13 protein-coding genes are annotated in these 22,108 nt (G+C 69.6%); 10 read left to right on the top strand and 3 right to left on the bottom strand.

What is annotated here, in order from left to right; genetic code table 11:
- Positions 1-125 precede the first annotated feature (125 nt).
- Positions 126-3,119 (top strand): bifunctional [glutamine synthetase] adenylyltransferase/[glutamine synthetase]-adenylyl-L-tyrosine phosphorylase, encoded by a 2,994-nt coding sequence (locus tag ACZ5SK_RS02585; RefSeq protein ID WP_334581392.1) that lies wholly within the window; start codon positions 126-128, stop codon positions 3,117-3,119.
- Positions 3,120-3,409: 290 nt separating this feature from the next.
- Here the strand turns inward: ACZ5SK_RS02585 and ACZ5SK_RS02580 are convergent, their stop codons facing one another.
- Positions 3,410-4,309 carry a phosphatase PAP2 family protein gene (locus ACZ5SK_RS02580; RefSeq protein WP_334580724.1) on the bottom strand — a complete coding sequence of 300 codons (900 nt, stop codon included), beginning with the start codon at positions 4,307-4,309 and terminating at the stop codon, positions 3,410-3,412.
- 131 nt (positions 4,310-4,440) lie between these two features.
- A complete protein-coding gene (locus ACZ5SK_RS02575) occupies positions 4,441-5,475 on the bottom strand; it encodes a LacI family DNA-binding transcriptional regulator (protein ID WP_334580725.1) in 1,035 nt (344 codons plus the stop codon).
- Between the two features lie 401 nt (positions 5,476-5,876).
- On the opposite strand from ACZ5SK_RS02575, the gene ACZ5SK_RS02570 reads away from it, so the two are divergent.
- The 9 genes from ACZ5SK_RS02570 (at position 5,877) to ACZ5SK_RS02530 (ending at position 21,346) form a co-directional block, all read left to right on the top strand.
- On the top strand, positions 5,877-7,154 hold the full coding sequence (locus ACZ5SK_RS02570) for an extracellular solute-binding protein (protein WP_334580726.1): 1,278 nt from the start codon (positions 5,877-5,879) through the stop codon (positions 7,152-7,154).
- Positions 7,155-7,274: 120 nt separating this feature from the next.
- A complete protein-coding gene (locus tag ACZ5SK_RS02565) occupies positions 7,275-8,279 on the top strand; it encodes a carbohydrate ABC transporter permease (RefSeq protein ID WP_334580727.1) in 1,005 nt (334 codons plus the stop codon).
- A gap of 13 nt (positions 8,280-8,292) precedes the next feature.
- Positions 8,293-9,201 (top strand): sugar ABC transporter permease, encoded by a 909-nt coding sequence (locus ACZ5SK_RS02560; protein WP_334580728.1) that lies wholly within the window; start codon positions 8,293-8,295, stop codon positions 9,199-9,201.
- 164 nt (positions 9,202-9,365) lie between these two features.
- Positions 9,366-11,108 (top strand): glycoside hydrolase family 13 protein, encoded by a 1,743-nt coding sequence (locus tag ACZ5SK_RS02555; protein ID WP_334580729.1) that lies wholly within the window; start codon positions 9,366-9,368, stop codon positions 11,106-11,108.
- 163 nt (positions 11,109-11,271) lie between these two features.
- Positions 11,272-12,048 (top strand): Fpg/Nei family DNA glycosylase, encoded by a 777-nt coding sequence (locus ACZ5SK_RS02550; protein WP_334580730.1) that lies wholly within the window; start codon positions 11,272-11,274, stop codon positions 12,046-12,048.
- Positions 12,049-12,194: 146 nt separating this feature from the next.
- On the top strand, positions 12,195-13,580 hold the full coding sequence (locus tag ACZ5SK_RS02545) for an alpha-amylase (protein ID WP_468575149.1): 1,386 nt from the start codon (positions 12,195-12,197) through the stop codon (positions 13,578-13,580).
- 204 nt (positions 13,581-13,784) lie between these two features.
- Entirely contained in the window at positions 13,785-19,214 is a 5,430-nt protein-coding gene (gene pulA, locus ACZ5SK_RS02540) for a pullulanase-type alpha-1,6-glucosidase (protein WP_468575147.1), read from the top strand.
- Between the two features lie 110 nt (positions 19,215-19,324).
- On the top strand, positions 19,325-20,947 hold the full coding sequence (locus ACZ5SK_RS02535; RefSeq protein WP_334580733.1) for a fused response regulator/phosphatase: 1,623 nt from the start codon (positions 19,325-19,327) through the stop codon (positions 20,945-20,947).
- Positions 20,948-20,983: 36 nt separating this feature from the next.
- Positions 20,984-21,346, top strand: coding sequence for a 5-carboxymethyl-2-hydroxymuconate Delta-isomerase (locus ACZ5SK_RS02530; protein WP_319672906.1), 363 nt, complete (start codon positions 20,984-20,986; stop codon positions 21,344-21,346).
- A 10-nt stretch (positions 21,347-21,356) separates the two neighbouring features.
- Here the strand turns inward: ACZ5SK_RS02530 and ACZ5SK_RS02525 are convergent, their stop codons facing one another.
- Complete coding sequence (locus tag ACZ5SK_RS02525) at positions 21,357-22,046, bottom strand: TetR/AcrR family transcriptional regulator (protein ID WP_334580734.1); 690 nt, start codon at positions 22,044-22,046, stop codon at positions 21,357-21,359.
- Between the last annotated feature and the right edge of the window lie 62 nt (positions 22,047-22,108).

Raw genomic sequence — 22,108 nt, 5'->3', positions numbered from 1 at the left:
GCGGGACGATGGGCGGGTGGACTCAAGCCGGCTCCACTTAACACGGAACCTGAAACCGGCCCGGAGCGCCACCGTGGGGTGAGGGTTACGCTCAAGTGCGGACGACCTTGATCGAGGAGGCCTGGATGGCGCCGGGGCGCAGGAGCAGCACCTTCACACGGCTGCTGCGGCACGGTTTCACCGATCCGTCCGCCGCCGAGCGGCTCCTGGACGGGCCCGAGCTGTCCCCGGTGCGCAGCGATCCGTTTCTGCTGGAGGCCCTCGGCGGCACCGCCGATCCCGATCTCGCCCTGCACGGTCTCGTCCGGCTGCTGGAGGCCCAGCCCGGGCACACCGCCCGGCGGGAACTGCTCGACACGCTGATAGCGGCCAAGCCGCTGCGCGATCGGCTGCTGGGGGTGCTGGGGGCGTCCGCCGCGCTCGCCGATCACCTTGCCCGGCATCCGCGGGACTGGGAGGCGCTGGTCACGTACGAGCCACGGGATCTGCACCCCGGGGTGGAGGAGTTCGAGCGCGGGCTGTCCGAGGCCACGGATCCCGTGCTGCTGCGCGTCGCCTACCGGCGGTGTCTGCTGTCCATCGCGGCGCGTGACGTGTGCGGGACGACCGATCTCGCCGAGACGGCCGCGGAGCTCGCCGATCTCGCCACGGCCACGTTGCGGGCCGCTCTGGGGCTGGCTCGGGCCGAGGCGCCGGATGACGCCGCGTTGTGCCGGCTCGCTGTCATCGCCATGGGCAAGTGCGGTGGGCATGAACTGAATTACGTGTCGGACGTCGATGTCATCTTCGTGGGGGAAGCTGTCGGCGGGGCCGATGAGGGGAAGGCGCTGCGGGCCGCCACCAAGCTCGCCTCGCACATGATGCGGATCTGTTCCGAGACCACCGTGGAAGGGTCCATCTGGCCCGTCGACGCCAACCTGCGGCCCGAGGGGCGCAACGGGCCGCTCGTACGGACGCTCAGCAGTCACATCGCGTACTACCAGCGGTGGGCCAAGACCTGGGAGTTCCAGGCCCTGTTGAAGGCGCGGCCGGTGGCGGGGGACCTGGCGCTGGGGGCGGAGTACGTCGCCGCCGTCGAGCCGCTGGTGTGGAAGGCCGCCGAGCGGGAGAACTTCGTCACCGACGTGCAGAAGATGCGGCGGCGGGTCGTCGAGAACATTCCGGCCGCCGAGGTCGAGCGTGAACTGAAGCTCGGGCCCGGAGGGTTGAGGGACGTCGAGTTTGCCGTGCAGCTGCTGCAGCTGGTGCACGGGCGGGCCGACGTCTCGCTGCGGAGCGGGACCACGCTGGACGCTCTGCAGGCGTTGGCCGCGGGAGGCTATGTCGGGCGGGCCGATGCCGAGCAGCTCGACGTCGCCTATCGGTTTCTGCGGTCCATGGAGCATCGGATCCAGCTGTACCGGCTGCGGCGGACCCATCTGGTTCCGGAGAGCGAGGCCGAACTGCGGCGGCTCGGCCGGTCGCTCGGGCTGCGGACCGACCCTGTGGTGGAACTGGGGCGGGAGTGGAAGCGGCATGCGGCTGTCGTGCGGCGGCTGCACGAGAAACTCTTCTACCGGCCGTTGCTCGATGCCGTCGCTCAACTCGCCCCCGGTGAGAGCCGGTTGAGTCCTGAGGCGGCTCGGGAACGGCTTGTCGCGCTCGGGTACGCCGATCCTGCTTCTGCGTTGCGGCATCTGGAGGCGTTGGCTTCCGGCGTCACCCGGAAGGCTGCGATTCAACGGACCTTGCTGCCTGTGCTGTTGGGGTGGTTCGCCGACTCCGCCGATCCGGACGCGGGGCTGCTGAACTTCCGCAAGGTGTCCGACGCGTTGGGAAAGACGCCTTGGTACCTGCGATTGTTGAGGGACGAAGGGGCTGCCGCGGAGAATCTCGCGCGGGTTCTCTCCGCCGGGCGGCTCGCCCCCGATCTGCTGATGCGGGCGCCGGAAGCGGTGGCGCTGCTGGGGGACGGGGACGGTGGGGGGCTCGAACCCCGGGGGCGGGCTCAGCTGGAGCAGGAGATACTCGCCGCGGTCGGGCGGGCCGACGGGGTCGTGCAGGCGGTCACCGCGGCGCGTGGGGTTCGGCGGCGTGAGCTGTTCCGTACGGCCGCCGCGGACATCGTCGGCTCGTACGGCACCGAGGCGCAGCCCGTCGAGGCCGACCAGGGGGCCCTGGTGGACCTGGTGGGCGGGGCCGTGTCGGACCTCACGGCTGCCACGCTGGCCGGGACGTTGCGGGCGGTCGTGCGCGAGGGGTGGGGGGACACGCTGCCCACGTGCTTCGCGGTGGTGGGGATGGGGCGGTTCGGGGGGCACGAGCTGGGATACGGGTCCGATGCGGATGTGCTGTTCGTGCATGAGCCTCGGGACGGCGTCGATGAGCGGGAGGCGGCGGACGCCGCCAACAAGGTCGTCTCCGAGATGCGTCGGTTGCTGCAGATTCCCAGTGCCGATCCGCCGCTTCTTGTGGACGCGGATCTGCGACCGGAGGGTAAGTCCGGGCCGCTCGTACGATCGTTGAAGTCCTATGAGGCCTACTACCGGCGGTGGTCGCTGGTCTGGGAGTCGCAGGCGTTGCTGCGGGCTGAACCTGTCGCCGGGGATGAGGAGTTGGGGCGACGGTTCATTGAGCTCGTTGATCCGTTGCGGTATCCGGTGGGTGGGCTGGGCGAGGATGCCGTTCGGGAGATCCGGCGGCTCAAGGCCCGTATGGAGGTGGAGCGGATGCCTCGGGGGGTCGATCCCAAGCTGCACACCAAGCTCGGGCCGGGTGGGCTTTCCGATGTGGAGTGGACCGTGCAGTTGCTTCAGATGCGGCACGGTTGTACGGAGGCGGGGTTGCGGACCACTCGTACGCGGGAGGCGCTTGCTGCTGCTTGTGGGGCCGGGCTTGTTTCGGAGGAGGATGCGGGGACGCTGGACGAGGCGTGGGTGTTGGCTACTCGGGTGCGTAATGCGGTGATGCTGGTGCGGGGGCGGGCGGGGGACACGTTTCCGTCCGATCCTCGTGAACTGGTCGCTGTGGGGCGGTACTTGGGGTATGGGCCGGGGCGGGTGGGGGACATGCTGGACGACTATCGGCGTACTGCGCGGCGGGCTCGGGGTGTGGTGGACGAGCTGTTCTATGGGGGGTAGGGGGGCGGTCGGGGGTCGGTGAGGGGGCGGTCGGGGGTCGGCTGTTTCTCGCCCGGGGTGAGTGGGGACCGGTGGGTGGGTCGGGGCGGTGGCGGTGCGTCGAGCCCGTCGCGTGTTGGGCGTACTGCTGTCTGTTTTCTTGGTGCTGTCGGCAGTGACGAGCTAAGCGACGGGCTGCGACGCACCGCCACGGCCCGCTCCCGCCGTCTCGCGGGTGCGGATCGTCCGCCTCCCGCCCGGCCGATTGTGTCGGTGTCCCGTCGGTCCGGCCGTGGCCGTCGGTGCTCTGCTTATGGGTTTCGTTCGGGTTCTGGCGGGGGCGGTGAGAGGGAGGGGAGGGGCTCGGGGGTGTGGTGGTGGGCGGGCGCTTCGGGGGGAGTGCGGGGGAGGGCGTGCGGTAGGGCGCCGTACCAGAGGCGGGCGACCGTGAAGCCGAAGGTTAGGCAGAGGATGCCGCCCACCGCGTCCAGCCAGAAGTGGTTGGCCGTGGCGACGATGACCACCAGCGTCGCCACCGGGTAGAGCAGGCCCAGGACGCGGACCCAGGGGAGTCTGGCCAGGGTGAAGATCGTCAGGCCGCACCAAAGGGACCAGCCGATGTGCATCGACGGCATGGCGGCGTACTGGTTCGACATGTTCTTCAGGTCGCCGGACGCCATCGAGCCCCACGTCTGGTGGACCATCACCGTGTCGATGAAGTCGCCGCCCGGCATCAGGCGCGGGGGCGCCAGCGGGTACAGGTAGTAGCCGACCAGGGCGACCGCCGTGGTGGCGAACAGGACCAGGCGTGTTGCCGCGTAGCGGCCGGGGTGGCTGCGGTAGAGCCAGACCAGGACGGTCAGCGTGACGATGAAGTGCAGCGTCGCGTAGTAGTAGTTCATGCCCACGATGAGCCAGGTCACCGAGTTCACCGCGTGGTTGACCGACTCCTCCACGGCGATGCCGAGATGGTGCTCCGCGCGCCAGATCCAGTCCGTGTTGCGCAGTGCCTCGGCGCGCTGTTCCGGGACGGCGTTGCGCACCAGTGAGTACGTCCAGTAGCTGACGCCGATGAGAAGGATCTCGAACCAGAGGCGAGGGCGGCGGGGGGTGCGCAGCCGGTCGAGTCGACGCTGCCGGGGCCCGGCCGTGACAGGGTAGGGAATGGCCTGGTCACGGCCTTCCAACGGTGTCACAGTCGATTCACCCATGGATATGAAGTCTGCCAGAAAAGCCCTCTTGGCCCGATCATCCCTTGGTTGGGTTCGCCCCGCACGTTGTACAGCGGGCGGACTGCCGCGTCTACTACCGGCGCACGGGGGAAACTGCTGGTTTCTCCGCCCTACGGACGATTCCGGTCACCGGGCGCCGAAGCGGTCGAACCGCGTACCACCAGCTCCGGCATGAACACGAACTCGCTGTGCGGCGCGGGGGTTCCGCCGATCTCCTCCAGGAGGGTGCGGACGGCGGCCTGGCCCATCGCGGGGACCGGCTTGCGGACCGTGGTGAGGGGCGGGTCGGTGAAGGCGATCAGGGGGGAGTCGTCGAAGCCGACCACCGAGATGTCCCGTGGGACCGCGAGGCCGCGTTGCCGGGCCGCCCGTATCGCGCCCAGCGCCATCATGTCGCTCGCGCAGACGATCGCCGTGCAGCCCCGGTCGATCAGGGCCGTGGTCGCCGCCTGACCGCCCTCCAGGGTGTAGAGGGAGTGCTGGACGAAGTCTCTTTCGGTTGCTTCCGGGCTCAGGTGCAGCTGGTCCTGCATGGCCCGTACGAAGCCCTCGATCTTGCGTTGGACCGGGACGAAGCGCTTGGGGCCCAGGGCCAGGCCCACCCGGGTGTGGCCGAGCGAGACGAGGTGGGTGACCGCCAGGGTCATCGCCGCCCGGTCGTCGGGCGAGATGAAAGGGGCCTGCACCTTGGGGGAGAAACCGTCCACCAGTACGAAGGGGACGCCCTGTGCGCGCAACTGCTCGTAGCGCTGCATGTCGGCCGTGGTGTCCGCGTGCAGGCCGGAGACGTAGATGATGCCGGCGACGCCGCGGTCGACGAGCATCTCGGTCAGCTCGTCCTCCGTGGAACCGCCCGGGGTCTGGGTGGCGAGGACCGGGGTGTAGCCCTGGCGGGTCAGCGCCTGGCCGATGACCTGGGCCAGGGCCGGGAATATCGGGTTCTCCAGCTCCGGCGTGATGAGGCCGACCAGGCCCGCGCTGCGCTGGCGCAGCCGGACCGGGCGCTCGTAGCCCAGGACGTCCAGAGCGGCGAGCACGGACTGGCGGGTGGTGGCGGCGACGCCAGGCTTGCCGTTGAGGACGCGGCTGACGGTCGCTTCGCTCACCCCCGCCTGCGCAGCGATGTCGGCAAGCCGTGTGGTCACAGGGGTGGACTGTACCGGTCGGGTGCTTCCTTGCACACCGATCGGGCGCCGTGGGCGACCTGGTGAACGGCCCGCGCCGGGCTGCTGGGTCATCGCGCTCCCTCATGAAAGTGATGGCAAGAGCTTGCAGAGTCTTGCACAGTGGCCGCGCGCCCCGCTGTGAGGCCGCTCAACCGCGACAACTACGGTCTCATGGCGGTCGAGGGGAGGTCACGCACGGGTCACGCGCGGATAACTTCGGAGATCTCTTGCACTTTTTTGCTGCAAGGTCTTTCGTGCCGCTTACATCGCTGTTACGTTCACGTCGCCCGGCGGCGGCAACGGCGCGGTCGGAGTCGGCAGGACGGCGGACGGGACCGCTTCCTGGAGCTATACGGGCTTTCACCCTCAAGGAGAAACTCATGCGGCGTGGCATAGCGGCCACCGCGCTGGTGGCGTCCTTCGCCCTCGCGGCGACGGCCTGCGGCGGGGACGACAGCGGCGGCGACAACTCGTCCGGGCCGGTCACCATCACCTGGTGGGACACCTCCAACGCCACCAATGAGGCGCCCACGTACCAGGCCCTGGTCAAGCAGTTCGAGGCCGCCAACAAGGACGTCAAGGTCAAGTACGTCAACGTGCCCTTCGACCAGGCCCAGAACAAGTTCGACACCGCCGCCGGCGCCTCCGGCGCGCCCGACGTGCTGCGCTCCGAGGTCGGCTGGACCCCCGCCTTCGCCAAGAAGGGCTACTTCCTGCCGCTGGACGGCACCGACGCCCTCAAGGACCAGGCCAAGTTCAAGCCGAACCTGATCGAGCAGGCCAAGTACGAGGGCAAGACGTACGGCGTGCCGATCGTCACCGACACGCTCGCGCTGGTCTACAACAAGGACCTCTTCGCGAAGGCCGGCCTGACCGCCGCCCCGAAGACCTGGGACGAGCTGAAGACCGCCGCCGCCACGATCAAGGCGAAGACGGGCGTCGACGGCTACTGGGGCTCCGCCACCGCCGGCTACTACGCCCAGCCCTTCCTCTACGGCGAGGGCACCAACACCGTCGACGCCGACGCCAAGAAGATCACCGTCAACTCGGCGGCGGCGAAGAAGGCGTACGGCACCTGGCTCGGCCTGTTCGACGGCAAGGGCCTGCACAAGGCCGACACCACCGCCGACGCCTACGCCCACATCCAGGACGCGTTCGTCAACGGCAAGGTCGCCGCGATCATCCAGGGCCCCTGGGAGATCACGAACTTCTACAAGGGCAGCGCGTTCAAGGACAAGGCCAACCTCGGCATCGCCACCGTCCCGGCCGGCGGAGCCGGCAAGGCGGGCGCCCCGACCGGCGGCCACAACCTCTCGGTCTACGCCGGCTCGGACAAGGCCCACCAGGCCGCCGCGCTGAAGTTCATCAACTTCATGACCTCCGCGTCGTCCCAGGCGACCATCGCCCAGAAGAACTCCACGCTGCCCACGCGCGACGACGCCTACACCGCCGCCGTCAAGGCCGACCCGGGCATCGCCGGCTACGGCGCCGTCCTCGCCTCCGCCCAGCCGCGCCCCGCGCTGCCGGAGTACAGCTCCCTGTGGGGTCCGCTCGACACCGAACTGCCCAAGATCGCGGGCGGCAAGGAAAGCCTCGACAAGGGCCTGAGCAACGCTGAACTCGCCATCGCCAAGCTGGTGCCGGACTTCAGCAAGTGAGCCCCGCGTGGCCGTCGGATCCCCCGCTTGACGGTGGGGGGAGGGATCCGGCGGCCACCGGCCTGTGAGCCGTACACCCCCCTCGAAGATCCAGCGTGAAGATCCAGAAGGTGTCGAACCATGACAGTCGCCATCGACCGCGCGACCGGCAAGCGCCGCGGTGACCGTGAGCCGAGGCCCGGGCTGGGCACGCGCCTGAAGCACGGCTACCACAAGCACTGGTACGCGTACGCGATGATCGCGCCGGTGGCGATCGTCCTCGGCGTCCTCGTCCTGTACCCCCTGGTGTACGGCCTCTATCTGACGCTCACCGACGCCAACAGCCTCAACACCGCGCGCACCATCGGCGTCAACCACATCGACGCCACCTACAAGTTCATCGGCCTCGACAACTACGCCGACATCCTGTGGGGCCCGACGGCCTACGACCGCTTCTGGTCGCACTTCATCTGGACGATCGTGTGGACGGTGGCCTGTGTCACCCTGCACTACACCATCGGACTCGGCCTGGCGCTCCTGCTCAACCAGAAACTGCGCGGACGCACCCTGTACCGGCTGATCCTGGTGCTGCCGTGGGCCGTGCCCACGTTCGTCACGGTGTTCGGCTGGCGTTTCATGCTCGCCGACGGCGGTGTCATCAACACCGTGCTCGACGCCCTGCATCTGCCGTCGCCGCAGTGGCTCGAGGACACCTTCTGGCAGCGCTTCGCCGCGATCATGGTCAACACCTGGTGCGGTGTGCCCTTCATGATGATCTCGCTGCTCGGCGGCCTACAGGCCATCGACGCCTCCCTCTACGAGGCCGCCGAGATGGACGGCGCGAGCGCCTGGCAGCGCTTCCGGTACGTCACCCTGCCGGGCCTGAGGTCCGTCAGCTCCACCGTCGTCCTGCTCGGCGTCATCTGGACGTTCAACCAGTTCGCCGTGATCTTCCTGCTGTTCGGCACCACCGCACCGGACGCGCAGATCCTCGTCACCTGGGCGTACTACCTCGGCTTCGGACAGCAGCCGCGTGACTTCGCACAGTCCGCCGCCTACGGCATCCTGCTGCTGGCCATCCTGATCGTCTTCACCTCGTTCTACCGCCGCTGGCTGAACCGCAACGAGCAGCAGCTCGCGATCTGAGGCAGGAGTTCCCATGAGTACCACCACAGCCGAGACCTCCGCCCCCCTGAGCGAGCAGCGCTCCGCGAAGACCCCCCGCCCGGCCCGGCGCCGCGGTGAGAACAGCCTCGCCGGCTCCCTCGCCTCGCACGCCGTACTGATCGTCGCGAGCCTGATCGCGCTCTTCCCGATCGGCTGGCTCGTCTACCTGTCCCTCGGCCCGGACAAGGACGACTACCTGCACCCGGGCGGCATCTGGGACAAGATGACGTTCGACAACTACACGTTCGTCCTCGAACACACCAAGTTCTTCGACTGGTTGAAGAGCTCCCTCATCGTCACGCTCGGCACCACGGCCATCGGCGTGCTCATCGCCGCCACCACCGGCTACGCCGTTTCCCGCATGCGTTTCCCCGGCTACAAGAAGTTCATGTGGGTCCTGCTGGTCACCCAGATGTTCCCGGTCGCCGTGCTGATGGTCCCGATGTACCAGATCCTGTCCGACCTGAAGCTCGTCGACAACTACCTCGGTCTGATCCTCGTCTACTGCACGACGGTCATCCCGTACAGCGCCTGGCTGCTCAAGGGGTACTTCGACACCATCCCCTTCGAGATCGACGAGGCCGGACGCGTCGACGGGCTCACCCCCTTCGGCACCTTCTTCCGGCTGATCCTCCCGCTGGCCAAGCCCGGCCTCGCGGTGGCCGCGTTCTACAACTTCCTCACCGCGTTCAGCGAGGTCGCCTTCGCCTCGACGTTCATGCTCAGCGACGACAAGTACACGCTCGCCGTCGGGTTGCAGTCCTTCGTCAGCGAGCACGACGCCCAGCGCAACCTCATGGCCGCCACCGCTGTGCTGATCGCGATACCCGCCGCCGTGTTCTTCTACCTCGTGCAGAAGAACCTGGTGACCGGCCTCACGGCGGGCGGCACCAAGGGCTGAGCAGGCCCGGTGACCTGTCCGAGACTCCCGCGCGTCTGACCGCGCGGGTGGCGGCCGCGGTGTCCTTCCGACCCCGCTGACACCGCGGCCGCCTCATCCACCCGCCCCTGCCGCCGATCCCACAACCACCCATGACCACAACCCCGTTACGTACCAAGGACGCCATGAGCCAGCAGCCCTCCGCAGCCCCGGCCCCCACCTCCACCGCGGCCGTCGCCACCGTCGCCAAGCGCCGTGACTGGTGGCGGGACGCGGTGATCTACCAGGTGTACCCGCGCAGCTTCGCCGACAGCGACGGCGACGGCATGGGCGACCTGGAAGGCGTACGCTCCCGCCTCGCGTACCTCCAGGGCCTCGGCGTGGACGCCGTGTGGCTCAGCCCCTTCTACGCCTCCCCGCAGGCCGACGCCGGCTACGACGTCGCCGACTACCGGGAGGTCGACCCCATGTTCGGCAACCTCCTGGACGCCGACGCCCTCATCCGCGACGCCCACGACCTGGGCCTCAGGATCATCGTCGACCTGGTCCCCAACCACTCCTCCGACCAGCACGAGTGGTTCAGGCGGGCGGTCGCGGAGGGCCCCGGCTCGCCGCTGCGCGACCGCTACCACTTCCGCCCGGGGAAGGGGAAGAACGGCGAACTCCCGCCCAACGACTGGGAGTCCATCTTCGGCGGCCCGGCCTGGACCCGGATCACCGAGCCGGACGGCACACCCGGCGAGTGGTACCTCCACCTCTTCGCCCCCGAGCAGCCCGACTTCAACTGGGAACACCCGGCCGTCGGCGACGAGTTCCGCTCCATCCTGCGCTTCTGGCTCGACATGGGCGTCGACGGCTTCCGCATCGACGTCGCCCACGGCCTGGTCAAGGCGGAGGGCCTCCCGGACCTCGGCACCCACGAACAGCTCAAGCTGCTGGGCAACGATGTCATGCCGTTCTTCGACCAGGACGGCGTCCACGAGATCTACCGCCAGTGGCGGCTGATCCTCGACGAGTACTCCGGAAACAAGAAGGGGCCCGAAGGGCCTTCCTCACAAGGGCGGGGGTGGGAGACGGGCGAGCGGATCTTCGTCGCGGAGGCGTGGACGCCGACGGTCGAGCGCACGGCGAACTACGTCCGCCCCGACGAACTCCATCAGGCCTTCAACTTCCAGTACCTGAGCACCGATTGGGACGCCGAGGAACTGCGGACGGTCATCGACCGCACCCTGGAGGCGATGCGTCCGGTCGGCGCCCCGGCCACCTGGGTCCTGTCCAACCACGACGTCACCCGCCACTCCACCCGCTTCGCCAACCCGCCCGGCCTCGGCACCCAGATCCGCACGGCGGGCGACCGCGAGCTCGGCCTGCGCCGCGCCCGGGCGGCCACGCTGCTGATGCTGGCGCTCCCCGGCTCGGCGTACGTCTACCAGGGCGAGGAACTCGGCCTCCCGGACGTCGTCGACCTGCCCGACGAGGTCCGCCAGGACCCCGCCTACTTCCGCGGCGCCGGCCAGGACGGCTTCCGCGACGGCTGCCGCGTCCCGATCCCGTGGACCCGCGAGGGGACGTCGTACGGCTTCGGCGACGGCGGCAGCTGGCTGCCCCAGCCGGCCGGGTGGGGCGAGCTGAGCGTCCAGGCCCAGGACGGCGTGGCCGGTTCGACCCTGGAGCTGTACCGCTCGGCCCTGCGCCTGCGCCGCTCCGAGCCCGACCTGGGCGCGGGCGAGGCGGTGGAGTGGCTGAAGGCCCCGGAGGGCGTCCTCGCCTTCCGCCGCGGGGAGTTCGTGTGCGTCGCGAACACGACGGGGGAGTCGGTGCGCGTCCCGGCGTACGGCCGTGTCCTGCTCGCCAGCGGCGAGGTGGCCCGGACGGACGACGAGGCGAAGGTGCCGGGGGACACGACGGTGTGGTGGACCACGGCCTGACGGTCTTGTCACGGCCGGACCCGGCCCGGGCCCGCCGTTCCCCTCCCTGGGAACGGCGGGCCTTCGTACTGCATCGCGGGCGGCCAGGAGCCACCATGGAGTGAGGGGGCCGCGGCCCGTTTCTCCGGGCCGGTGGATCCCTGTGCGAGGGAGGACGTGCGCCATGCCCGAGCTGCCGGACGTCGAGGGGTTCCGCAGGGTGCTCCGGGCCTGTGCGAAGGGCAGGACGATCCAGCACGTCGAGGTGCTGGACACGGGCGTGCTGCACGAGGTGAGCGTGCGGCGGCTGCGCGACGCGCTGGAGGGCCGGCGCTTCACCGAACCGGAGCGGCACGGGAAGTGGCTGCTCGCCCGCACCGGCGGCCCCACCCTCATGCTGCACTTCGGCATGACTGGGCAACTGCTCTGCGCCGACCCCCAGGACCCGGCCGAGGCACACGACCGCGTCCTGTTCACCGTGGCCCGCGACCGGCAGCTGCGCTACCGCGACCAGCGCAAACTCCGGGGCCTGTGGCTGGCCGACGACGAGTTCGAGGTCGCGCGGCTGCTGGGCGGCCTGGGCCCGGACGCGCTGACGGTGGACCGCGACGACTTCGATGCCGCGCTCACCGCACACCGCGGCAGCGTCAAGACCGTCCTCACGGACCAGAGCGTTCTGGCCGGCCTCGGCAATCTGCTCGCCGACGAGATCCTGTGGCGCGCGAGGCTGCGCCCCACCAGCCGGGCGAGCGAACTCGACGAGGCCGACCTCGGCCACCTGTACACCCACATGCGCCGCACCCTGCGCTCCGCGGTCACCGCCGGCCGTGTCCCGCCCCGGGACTCCTGGCTCACCGGCCACCGCGACGACCCGCACCCCGTCTGCCCGCGCTGCGGCGGCCCCCTGCGCCGGACCCGCACGGCGGGGCGCGGAACGGTGTGGTGCCCGCGCTGCCAGTAGCGCGCGCCGGGGACGTCACTCCCTGATTTCTTGCAGATCTTTCACGCACACCCGCTGCCCTTTTGGCCGCCGGACCCTTAACATCACGCCACTGCAAGGTTTCTGAAAGATTGCAGCAAGAGCCTTCAATGGAGAAGGAACCCCACATGGCAAGCAGCAGAACGCTTTCGGGCGCCCTCGCCCTCGCCGCGGCCGCGGCCGCCGTACTCGCCCCCGGCGCCTCCACCGCATACGCCTCCCCGCCCGGCACCAAGGACGTCACCGCCGTCCTCTTCGAGTGGAACTTCGCCTCGGTCGCCAAGGAGTGCACCAACACGCTCGGCCCGGCCGGCTACGGATACGTCCAGGTCTCCCCGCCCGCCGAGCACATACAGGGCTCGCAGTGGTGGACCTCGTACCAGCCGGTGAGCTACAAGATCGCGGGTCGGCTGGGCGACCGTACGGCGTTCCAGAACATGGTGAACACCTGCCACGCGGCCGGTGTGAAGGTCGTCGTCGACACGGTGATCAACCACATGTCGGCAGGCAGCGGCACCGGGACCGGGGGGTCTTCGTACACGAAGTACGACTACCCCGGGCTGTACTCCTCCTACGACTTCGACGACTGCACGAGCCGGGTCAGCAACTACGCCGACCGCTGGAACGTCCAGCACTGCGAACTGGTCGGCCTCGCCGACCTGGACACCGGCGAGGAGTACGTCCGCAAGACCATCGCCGGGTACCTGAACGACCTGCTCTCCCTCGGCGTGGACGGGTTCCGCATCGACGCGGCCAAGCACATCGACGCCGCCGACCTCGCCAACATCAAGTCGCGGCTGACGAACCCGAACGCGTACTGGAAACAGGAAGTCATCTACGGCAGCGGAGAGGCCGTCCAGCCCACCGAGTACACCGGGAACGGGGACGTCCAGGAGTTCCGTTACGCCTACGACCTCAAGCGCGTCTTCAACAACGAGAACCTCGCCTACCTGAAGAACTACGGCGAGGGATGGGGCTATCTGAGCAACTCCGTCGCCGGTGTGTTCGTGGACAACCACGACACCGAGCGCAACGGATCGACCCTCAACTACAAGGACGGGGCGAACTACACGCTCGCCAACGTCTTCATGCTCGCGTACCCCTACGGCGCCCCGGACATCAACTCCGGATACGAGTGGTCGGACGCGGACGCCGGACCGCCCAACGGCGGTGCGGTCGGCGCCTGTTGGCAGGGCGGGTGGAAGTGCCAGCACGCCTGGCCGGAGATCCTGCGCATGGTCGCCTTCCGCAACGCCACCCGGGGCGCGGCGATGAGCGACTGGTGGGACAACGGAGGCGACGCGATCGCGTTCGGCCGGGGCGCCAAGGGTTACGTCGCCATCAACCACGAGTCGAGCGCCCTGACGCGCACGTACCAGACCTCCCTGCCCGCGGGAACGTACTGCAACGTACAGAGCAACACGACCGTCACGGTGAACTCCGGCGGGCAGTTCAGCGCCACCCTCGGCGCCAACACGGCCCTCGCGATCTATGCGGGCAAGGCCACCTGCTGAGAATCCGTCTCCCCGTACCGCGCGTCGTGGTCACCGGCGACGCGCGGTACGCCCTGTCCTGGTGAAAGTTCTTGCCGTGGATTGCATGACTCTTGCTGTAAACCTTTCGTCAGCGATACGGTCACGCGGGCGCCCGGCGACGAAGCCGTCCCGCGGCGTCGGGGTCGGACCCAAGAGAGCCGTCATCGCAAGGAGTTCCCGCCTGTGATACCGAGTTGGCCGGCGCCCCCGACGCGCCGCACCGCACCATCTGCCAGACGGGTCGCGGCCGTCACCGTCGCCGCGCTCGCCGCAGCCCTCATGCAGCCCCTCGCGGCCCACGCGGACAGCCCGCCCCCACCGCCCTCCGACGCGAAGCTGGCCTCGGCCCCCGCCCGGCACGACGACACACGCGAGCAGTTCTACTTCGTGATGCCGGACCGCTTCGCCAACGGGGACTCCTCCAACGACACCGGCGGACTGACCGGATCCCGTCTCACCACCGGTTACGACCCCACCGACAAGGGCTTCTACCAGGGCGGCGACCTCAAGGGCCTGACCCAGCGCCTCGACTACATCAAGGGCCTCGGCACCACCGCCATCTGGATGGCCCCGATCTTCAAGAACCAGCCCGTGCAGGGGACGGGAAACAACGCCTCCGCCGGCTACCACGGTTACTGGATCACCGACTTCACCCAGGTCGACCCGCACTTCGGCACCAACAAGGACCTGGCAACCCTCATCTCCAAGGCGCACGCCAAGGGCATGAAGGTCTTCTTCGACGTCATCACCAACCACACCGCCGACGTCGTCGACTACGAGCAGAAGTCCTACGACTACCTCTCCAAGGGCGCCTTCCCCTATCTGACGAAGGACGGTGAGCCCTTCGACGACGCGGACTACGCGTCCGGCGACCGGGGGTTCCCGGCGGTCGACGCCGACTCCTTCCCGCGCACACCCACGGTGACCAGCGCGAACGCCAAGGTCCCCGGCTGGCTCAACGACCCGACGATGTACCACAACCGCGGCGACTCGACCTACGCCGGCGAGTCCACGACCTACGGCGACTTCTCCGGCCTCGACGACCTGTGGACCGAGCGCCCCGAGGTCGTCTCCATCATGGAGAGGATCTACCAGCGCTGGGTCAGGGACTTCCGGATCGACGGCTTCCGGATCGACACCGTGAAGCACGTGAACATGGAGTTCTGGACCCAGTGGGCCACGGCTCTCGACGCCTACGCCGCCAAGCAGGGCCGGAAGAACTTCTTCATGTTCGGCGAGGTCTACTCCGCCGACACGTCGATCACCTCGCCGTACGTCACCCAGGGCCGCCTCGACGCCACGCTGGACTTCCCCTTCCAGGAGGCGGCACGGCAGTACGCCTCCCAGGGCGGCAGCGCACGCAAGCTCGGCTCCGTCTTCGGGGACGACTACAAGTACACGACCGACAAGGCCAACGCCTACGAGCAGGTCACCTTCCTCGGCAACCACGACATGGGCCGCATCGGATACTTCCTGAACCAGGACAACCCGAAGGCCACCGACGCCGAACTGCTCGCCAAGGACAAGCTAGCCAACGAGCTGATGTTCCTCAGCCGCGGCAACCCCGTCGTCTACTACGGCGACGAACAGGGCTTCACCGGCGCGGGCGGCGACAAGGACGCCCGCCAGACGATGTTCGCGTCCAAGACGGCCGACTACCTCGACGACGACGAGATCGGCACCGACCGCACCCACGCGAGCGACGCCTACGAGACGAGCGCGCCGCTGTACCGGCAGATCGCGGAACTGGCGAAGCTCCGCAAGGCCAACCCGGCGCTGACGGACGGCGTCCAGGAGGAGCGGTACGCGGCCGACGGGGCCGGGGTCTACGCCTTCTCCCGCACCGACGCGAGGACCGGCCAGGAGTACGTCGTCGCCTTCAACAACGCGGGCGAGGCCAAGTCGGCGACCTTCGCGACCGGTTCGGCGAACATGGCCTTCAAGGGCGTCTACGGCGGTGCGTCGAGTGTCACCTCCGACACCGCCAAGAAGATCACCGTCACCGTCCCCGCCGGTTCCGCGATCGTCCTCAAGGCGTCCGGCAAGCTCGCCGAGCCCGCTGCCAAGCCCACGATCACCCTTGAGGCCCCGGCCGCCGGCACCACCGGCACCGTCGAGCTCACCGCCGGCGTGGACGGCGGACAGCTCAACCGGGTCGTCTTCGCGGCACAGGTCGGCAACGGCACGTGGCGGACGCTGGGCTCCGCCGACCACGCGCCCTACAAGGTCACGCAGGTGATCGACAAGGCCGTACCGGCCGCAACCGCTTTGCGTTACAAGGCGGTTGTGATCGATTCGGCCGGGCGCACGGCCAGTGCCACCGCCTCCTCGGCAACCGGCACCCCGCCCGCCGAGGAGACCCCCACCGCCTCCTCCCGGGACTACGCGGTCGTCCACTACAAGCGCACCGACGGCGACTACACCGACTGGGGCCTGTACGCCTGGGGCGACCTCGCCGACGGCGAATCCACGACCTGGCCCGACAGCCATCCCTTCGTCGGCCGTGACGCGTACGGCGCCTTCGCCTACGTCAAGCTGAAGCCGGGTGCGTCGAACGTCGGCTTCCTCGTCATCGACAAGCAGGGCGACAAGGACGTCTCCGCCGACCGCACGATCGACGTCACCAAGACCGGCGAGGTCTGGATCGAGCAGGGCAAGGACGCCGTACGGACACAGAAGCCGGACGACCTTCCGGCGCAGGACGCCACGAAGGCCGTCCTGCACTACCACCGCGCCGACGGGAACTACGACGGCTGGGGTCTGCACGTCTGGACGGGCGCCGCGAACCCCACCGAGTGGTCGAACCCGATGAAGCCGGTGCGGACCGACGCCTACGGCGCGGTCTACGAGGTGCCGCTCAACGACGGTGCCACGAGCCTCAGTTACATCATCCACAAGGGCGACGAGAAGGACCTGCCCACCGACCGGTCCCTGGACCTCACGGCTGACGGCCACGAGGTGTGGCTGCTGAACGGCCAGGAGAAATACCTGCTTCCGCAGCCCGCCGGGTCGGCCGCCGCGCTCGACCTGACCACCTCCAAGGCGGTCTGGATCGACCGGAACACGGTCGCCTGGAACGGCTCGGAGGCCGCCGCCTCCACCCAGTTGCTGTACTCCCACGACGGCTCGATCACCGTCGACGGCGGGGCCCTGACCAGCGACGACGAGCGGTGGCTGCGGCTCACCAAGACCGCCCTCACGGGCGCGCAGAAGGCGAAGTTCCCGCACCTGAAGGACTACACCGCCTGGTCCGTCGACCCGCGTGACCGCGATCGTGTGAAGGAAGCCCTCAGCGGGCAGCTGGTGGCCTCCCAACGGGCCGCCAACGGAGCCGTGTTGGCGGCGACGGGTGTCCAGATCGCCGGCCTGCTCGACGACCTGTACCCGAAGGCGACGAAGGCCGACCTCGGGCCGACGTTCAGCAAGGGCCGCCCGACGCTCGCGGTCTGGGCACCGACCGCGCAGTCGGTGAAGCTCGAACTCGGCGGCTCCACGGTCGCCATGAAGCGCGACTCCACCACCGGTGTCTGGTCCGTCACGGGTCCGGGGTCCTGGAAGGGCAAGCCCTATCGGTATGTGGTGAAGGTCTGGGCGCCCAGCGTCCGGAAGGTCGTCACCAACAAGGTCACCGACCCCTACTCGGTGGCCCTCACCACCGACTCCGCGCGCAGCCTCGTCGTCGACCTCGACGACAGATCCCTCGCGCCCAGCGGCTGGTCGAGCCTGGCCAAGCCCAAGGCCGTACCGCTGAGGGACGCCCGGATCCAGGAGCTGCACATCCGGGACTACTCCGCCGCGGACACCAGCGTCCCGGCCAGGGACCAGGGCACCTATCTCGCCTTCGCCGACAAGAACAGCGACGGCTCGAAGCACCTGCGGGAGCTCGCGAGGGCGGGCACGTCGTACGTCCACCTGCTGCCCGCCTTCGACATGGCCACCGTCCCCGAGAAGAAGGCCGACCGGGCGACACCCGACTGCGACCTCGCCTCCTACCCGGCCGACTCCGACAAGCAGCAGGAGTGCGTGACGAAGACCGCCGCGAAGGACGCCTACAACTGGGGCTACGACCCGTACCACTACACCGTCCCCGAGGGCTCGTACGCGACCGACCCGGACGGCACCGGCCGTACGGTCGAGTTCCGGAAGATGGTCAAGTCCCTCAACGACGACGGCCTCAGGGTCGTCATGGACGTCGTCTACAACCACACCGCGGCGAGCGGCCAGGCGGCGACCAGCGTCCTGGACAAGGTCGTGCCCGGCTACTACCAGCGACTCCTCGCCGACGGGTCCGTCGCCAACAGCACCTGCTGTGCGAACACGGCCACCGAGAACGCCATGATGGGCAAGCTGGTCGTCGACTCGGTCGTCACCTGGGCCAGGGAGTACAAGGTCGACGGGTTCCGCTTCGACCTCATGGGACACCACCCGAAGGCCAACATCCTGGCCGTGCGCAAGGCCCTCGACGCGCTGACCCTCGCCAAGGACGGCGTCGACGGCAAGAAGATCATCCTGTACGGCGAGGGCTGGAACTTCGGCGAGGTCGCCGACGACGCCCGGTTCGTGCAGGCGACGCAGAAGAACATGGCCGGAACCGGTATCGCAACCTTCTCCGACCGCGCCCGTGACGCCGTGCGCGGCGGCGGCCCCTTCGACGAGGACCCGGGCGTCCAGGGCTTCGCGTCCGGTCTCTACACCGACCCCAACTCCTCCACCGCGAACGGCACTTCGGCGCAGCAGAAGGCGCGACTGCTGCACTACCAGGACCTCATCAAGGTCGGCCTTTCCGGAAACCTCGCCGCCTACCGTTTCACCGACACCGACGGCCATGACGTCACCGGCGCCGAGGTCGACTACAACGGCTCCCCGGCCGGCTACGCGGACGCGCCCGGTGACGCCCTCGCCTATGTCGACGCCCACGACAACGAGTCCCTGTTCGACGCCCTCGCCTACAAGCTGCCGGTCGGCACCTCCGCGTCCGACCGATCCCGTATGCAGGTCCTCGCCCTGGCCACCGCCGCCCTCTCCCAGGGGCCCGCGCTGTCCCAGGCGGGCACCGACCTGCTGCGCTCCAAGTCCCTGGACCGCAACTCCTTCGACAGCGGTGACTGGTTCAACGCGATCCACTGGAACTGCGCCGCCGGCAACGGCTTCGGGCGCGGGCTGCCGCCGGCCGCCGACAACGCGTCCAAGTGGCCCTACGCCAAGTCCCTGTTGACCACCGTCGGCGTGGGCTGCCCGCAGATCACCGCGACCTCCGCCGCCTACCAGGACCTGCTGCGGATCCGCACCACAGAGCCGGCGTTCTCCCTCCGGACGGCCGCGCAGGTGCAGTCGGCGCTGTCCTTCCCGCTGTCCGGAAAGGAGGAGACGCCCGGCGTCATCACCATGGAAATCGGGGACCTGGTCGTCGTGTTCAACGCGACGCCGGCCGCACAGAAGCAGACGGTCGGCGCGCTCGCCGGCACGGGCTACCGGCTGCACCCCGTGCAGGCGTCCGGCACGGACACCACCGTCAAGTCCTCGTCGTACGAGGCGAAATCGGGCACCTTCGCCGTGCCGGCCCGGACCGTGGCGGTGTTCTCGCGCACGAAGCCCCAGAAGGACACGCCTTAGAAGGACGCCCCTGGGGGTACGCCCTGGGGGTACGCCCTGGACAAGGGCATTACCTTGGTGGAGCAGGTCTCGAACCAGGCCTGCTCCATCGGCGAGTCCGGGGTTGGCACATGGACGTCAGCGGCAGACGGACCGACGCGACCGTGCTCGTCGTGGACCCGACGGCGGCGGGGCGGTTCGCCCTGGGCGCCGTGCTGCGCCGGGCAGGCCACCAGGTCGTCGCGGTCGGCACCGGAGCCGAGGCGCTCGTCGAGCTGGACGTACGGCTGCGCAAGGGCACTCTGCCGGACGTGGCCCTAGTCGACGTCGGCCTGGCGGACATGAGCGGCTTCGAGCTGTGCCGTCGGCTCAAGGCCCGGCCGCACATGGCCGGTCTGCCCGTCGTGCACTTCTCGGCCGGTGAGGCGGCCCCGGGCGACCGCGCCGAGGGACTGGAGGCGGGCGGCGAGGCCCATCTGGCGATGCCCGCCGCGCCCGAGGAGATCGACGCGGTGGTCCGGGCCGCGGTGCGGGCCGCCCGGCTGCGGGCCGACGACCAGGCGGCGGCGCGGCGGCTGGCGTCGCTGTCGGAGACGATCGTCACCATCCAGGCGGCGCGGTCCCCGCAGGAACTCGCCGACGCCGCCGCCGAGGGCGCCGCGCGGCTCACCGGCACGCCCGCCGCCGCGTTCGTCCTCGGCCCGGACGACGACCTGTACCGCGGGGCCTCCCGGAACCGCACCTCGCTCGCGCTGCCGGACGTGGGCGCCCACCGGGCCGTGATCGCCCTGCTGCGCCGCCTCGCCCACGGGCAGGCGGGGGTGCGGATCACCACGGTGGCCGCGCCGCTGTGGCCCACCGGGTTCTTCCGGCCGGGGGTGCAGCACGACGCCCGGCTGGTGCTGATCCCCACCCAGGACGGCCGGGCCGTGGTGTGCCTGGCCACGCCCACCCGCGAGGTCCGCCGGGTGGACCCCGAGCAGGAGTCCCTGCTGGCGCGGCTCGCGCAGGCCGCCGTCCTCGCCGCAGAGCCGCTGCTCATGTACCAGGTCGAGCGGCATGTCGCCCTCACCCTGCAACACAGCTTCCTGCCCCAGCCGCACCGGCTGCCCGAGCTGCCGGGCGTCGACGTCGTCGTCCGCTATGTGCCCGCGTCCCGGGAGACCGAGATCGGCGGCGACTTCTACGCCGCCCTGCGCACCGAGGACGGGGTGCTGACCGCGGTCGGCGACGTCGTCGGGCACTCGCTGGAGGCGGCCACCGTGATGGTCGAGATCCGGCACGCGCTGCGCGCCTACTGCGTCGACGAGAGCGACCCGGCGGTGCTCGCCGAGCGCCTCGACCGGATGCTCCAGCGCTACCACCCCGAGGTCACGGCGACCCTCTGCCTGGTGCTGCTCGACCCCGGCACCGGGCGGGCCCGCATCGCCAACGCGGGCCACATCCCGCCGCTGATCGTCCGGGACAACCGCAGCGCCGACTACGCCAAGGCGGCCGGCCCGCTGCTCGGCCTGGGCGTGCCCCACCCCCCGCCCACCGAACTGTTCCTGGAGCCCACCGACCGGCTCCTCATGGTCACCGACGGTCTGATCGAGACCCGGGGCACCGATCTCGCGGTGTCCATGGAGCACCTCCGCGCGGCCGCCACCGGCGCCATGCCGGGCCTGGACGCACTCTGCGACACCCTCCTCACCCACTTCGGACACGACCGGGACGACGACATCGCCATGCTGGCCCTGCGGCTGACGGCTTAGGCTGAGCCCAGTTCTCGTCCTAGCAGGGGAGTGTTCATGCCGCAGATCACCGTCGACTACTCGGCCACGATGGCGTCCGCCTTCGACCTGGCCGGATTCGCGCGGGCCCTGCACACCTCGGTGGTCGAGATCGCGGCCGCCAAACCGGAGGCCTGCAAGACCCTGTTCCGTCCCGCCCCCTTCACCGCGTTCGGCTACGACGAGCCCGAGGAGCTGGGGCACGCGGTCGTCCACGTCACGCTCGGGCTGCTGGCCGGCCGCACCGACGAGACGAAGACGAAGCTGACCGAGACCGTGCTGGAACTGCTGCGTGAGCATGTGACGGGCGACGGTTTCGTGCTGCACGCCTCCGCCGAGGTCCGCGATCTCGACCCGTCGTACCGCAAGTACGAAAGCTGAGTCGGCCGGTTCATGAGGCGAGGGCGATGAGCCGGGTGACCAGGTCGCCGAAGGGGCCGTCGGCCGGCTCGCCGCCCAGCACGGGGCGCAGCAGCGTGCGCACCTCGTCGTCGTAGGCGGCGCTGACGGCGGTCAGCGCGGCGAAGTCGTGCACGAGCTGGATCTCCAGCTCCTCGCGCGGGATGCGCCGCCCGTCCAGCCAGATCAGTGCGGTCGACTCGGCGAGCGAGATCCACGAGCGGACGATCAGTTCGAGACGCGGTGGCGGATCGGTGATGGCCAGATGCGACAGGATCTGCTCGTAGGCGATCTGGCGTACGGAGTCGATGAGTGCGTTCGTCGTCGAGGAGCCGACCGCCGGGCCGCCCCGCATCAGGGCCGAGAAGCCGGGACCGTGCGCGTCGACGAAGTCGAAGAACCGGCGCATCACCCGCAGCAGCCGGGCGCCGAGCGGTCCTTCGTGCGGCTCGGCGAACCGGCCCGCCAGATCCTCCGACGCCCGCTTCAACGCGGCCTCGTACAGGCTGAGTTTGCCGGGGAAGTAGTGGTAGACGAGGGGGCGCGAGATGCCCGCGGCCGCGGCTATCTCGTCGATGGAGACCTCGTCGGGCGAACGCTGGGCGAACAGTTCGAGGGCGACGCCGATCAGCTGCTGCCGACGCTCCTCGACTCCCATTCTGCGACGAACCCCGGTAGTCATGCGAACACCTTACCGATCGAATCCGGCCCCGAACGGACGGGACCGGCCCGGGTGTTCACCCT

It is taken from the genome of Streptomyces sp. NPDC031474 (assembly GCF_055581185.1).
Note: the sequence above shows the minus strand (reverse complement) of the source record. Positions and strands in the feature narration are given on the sequence as shown.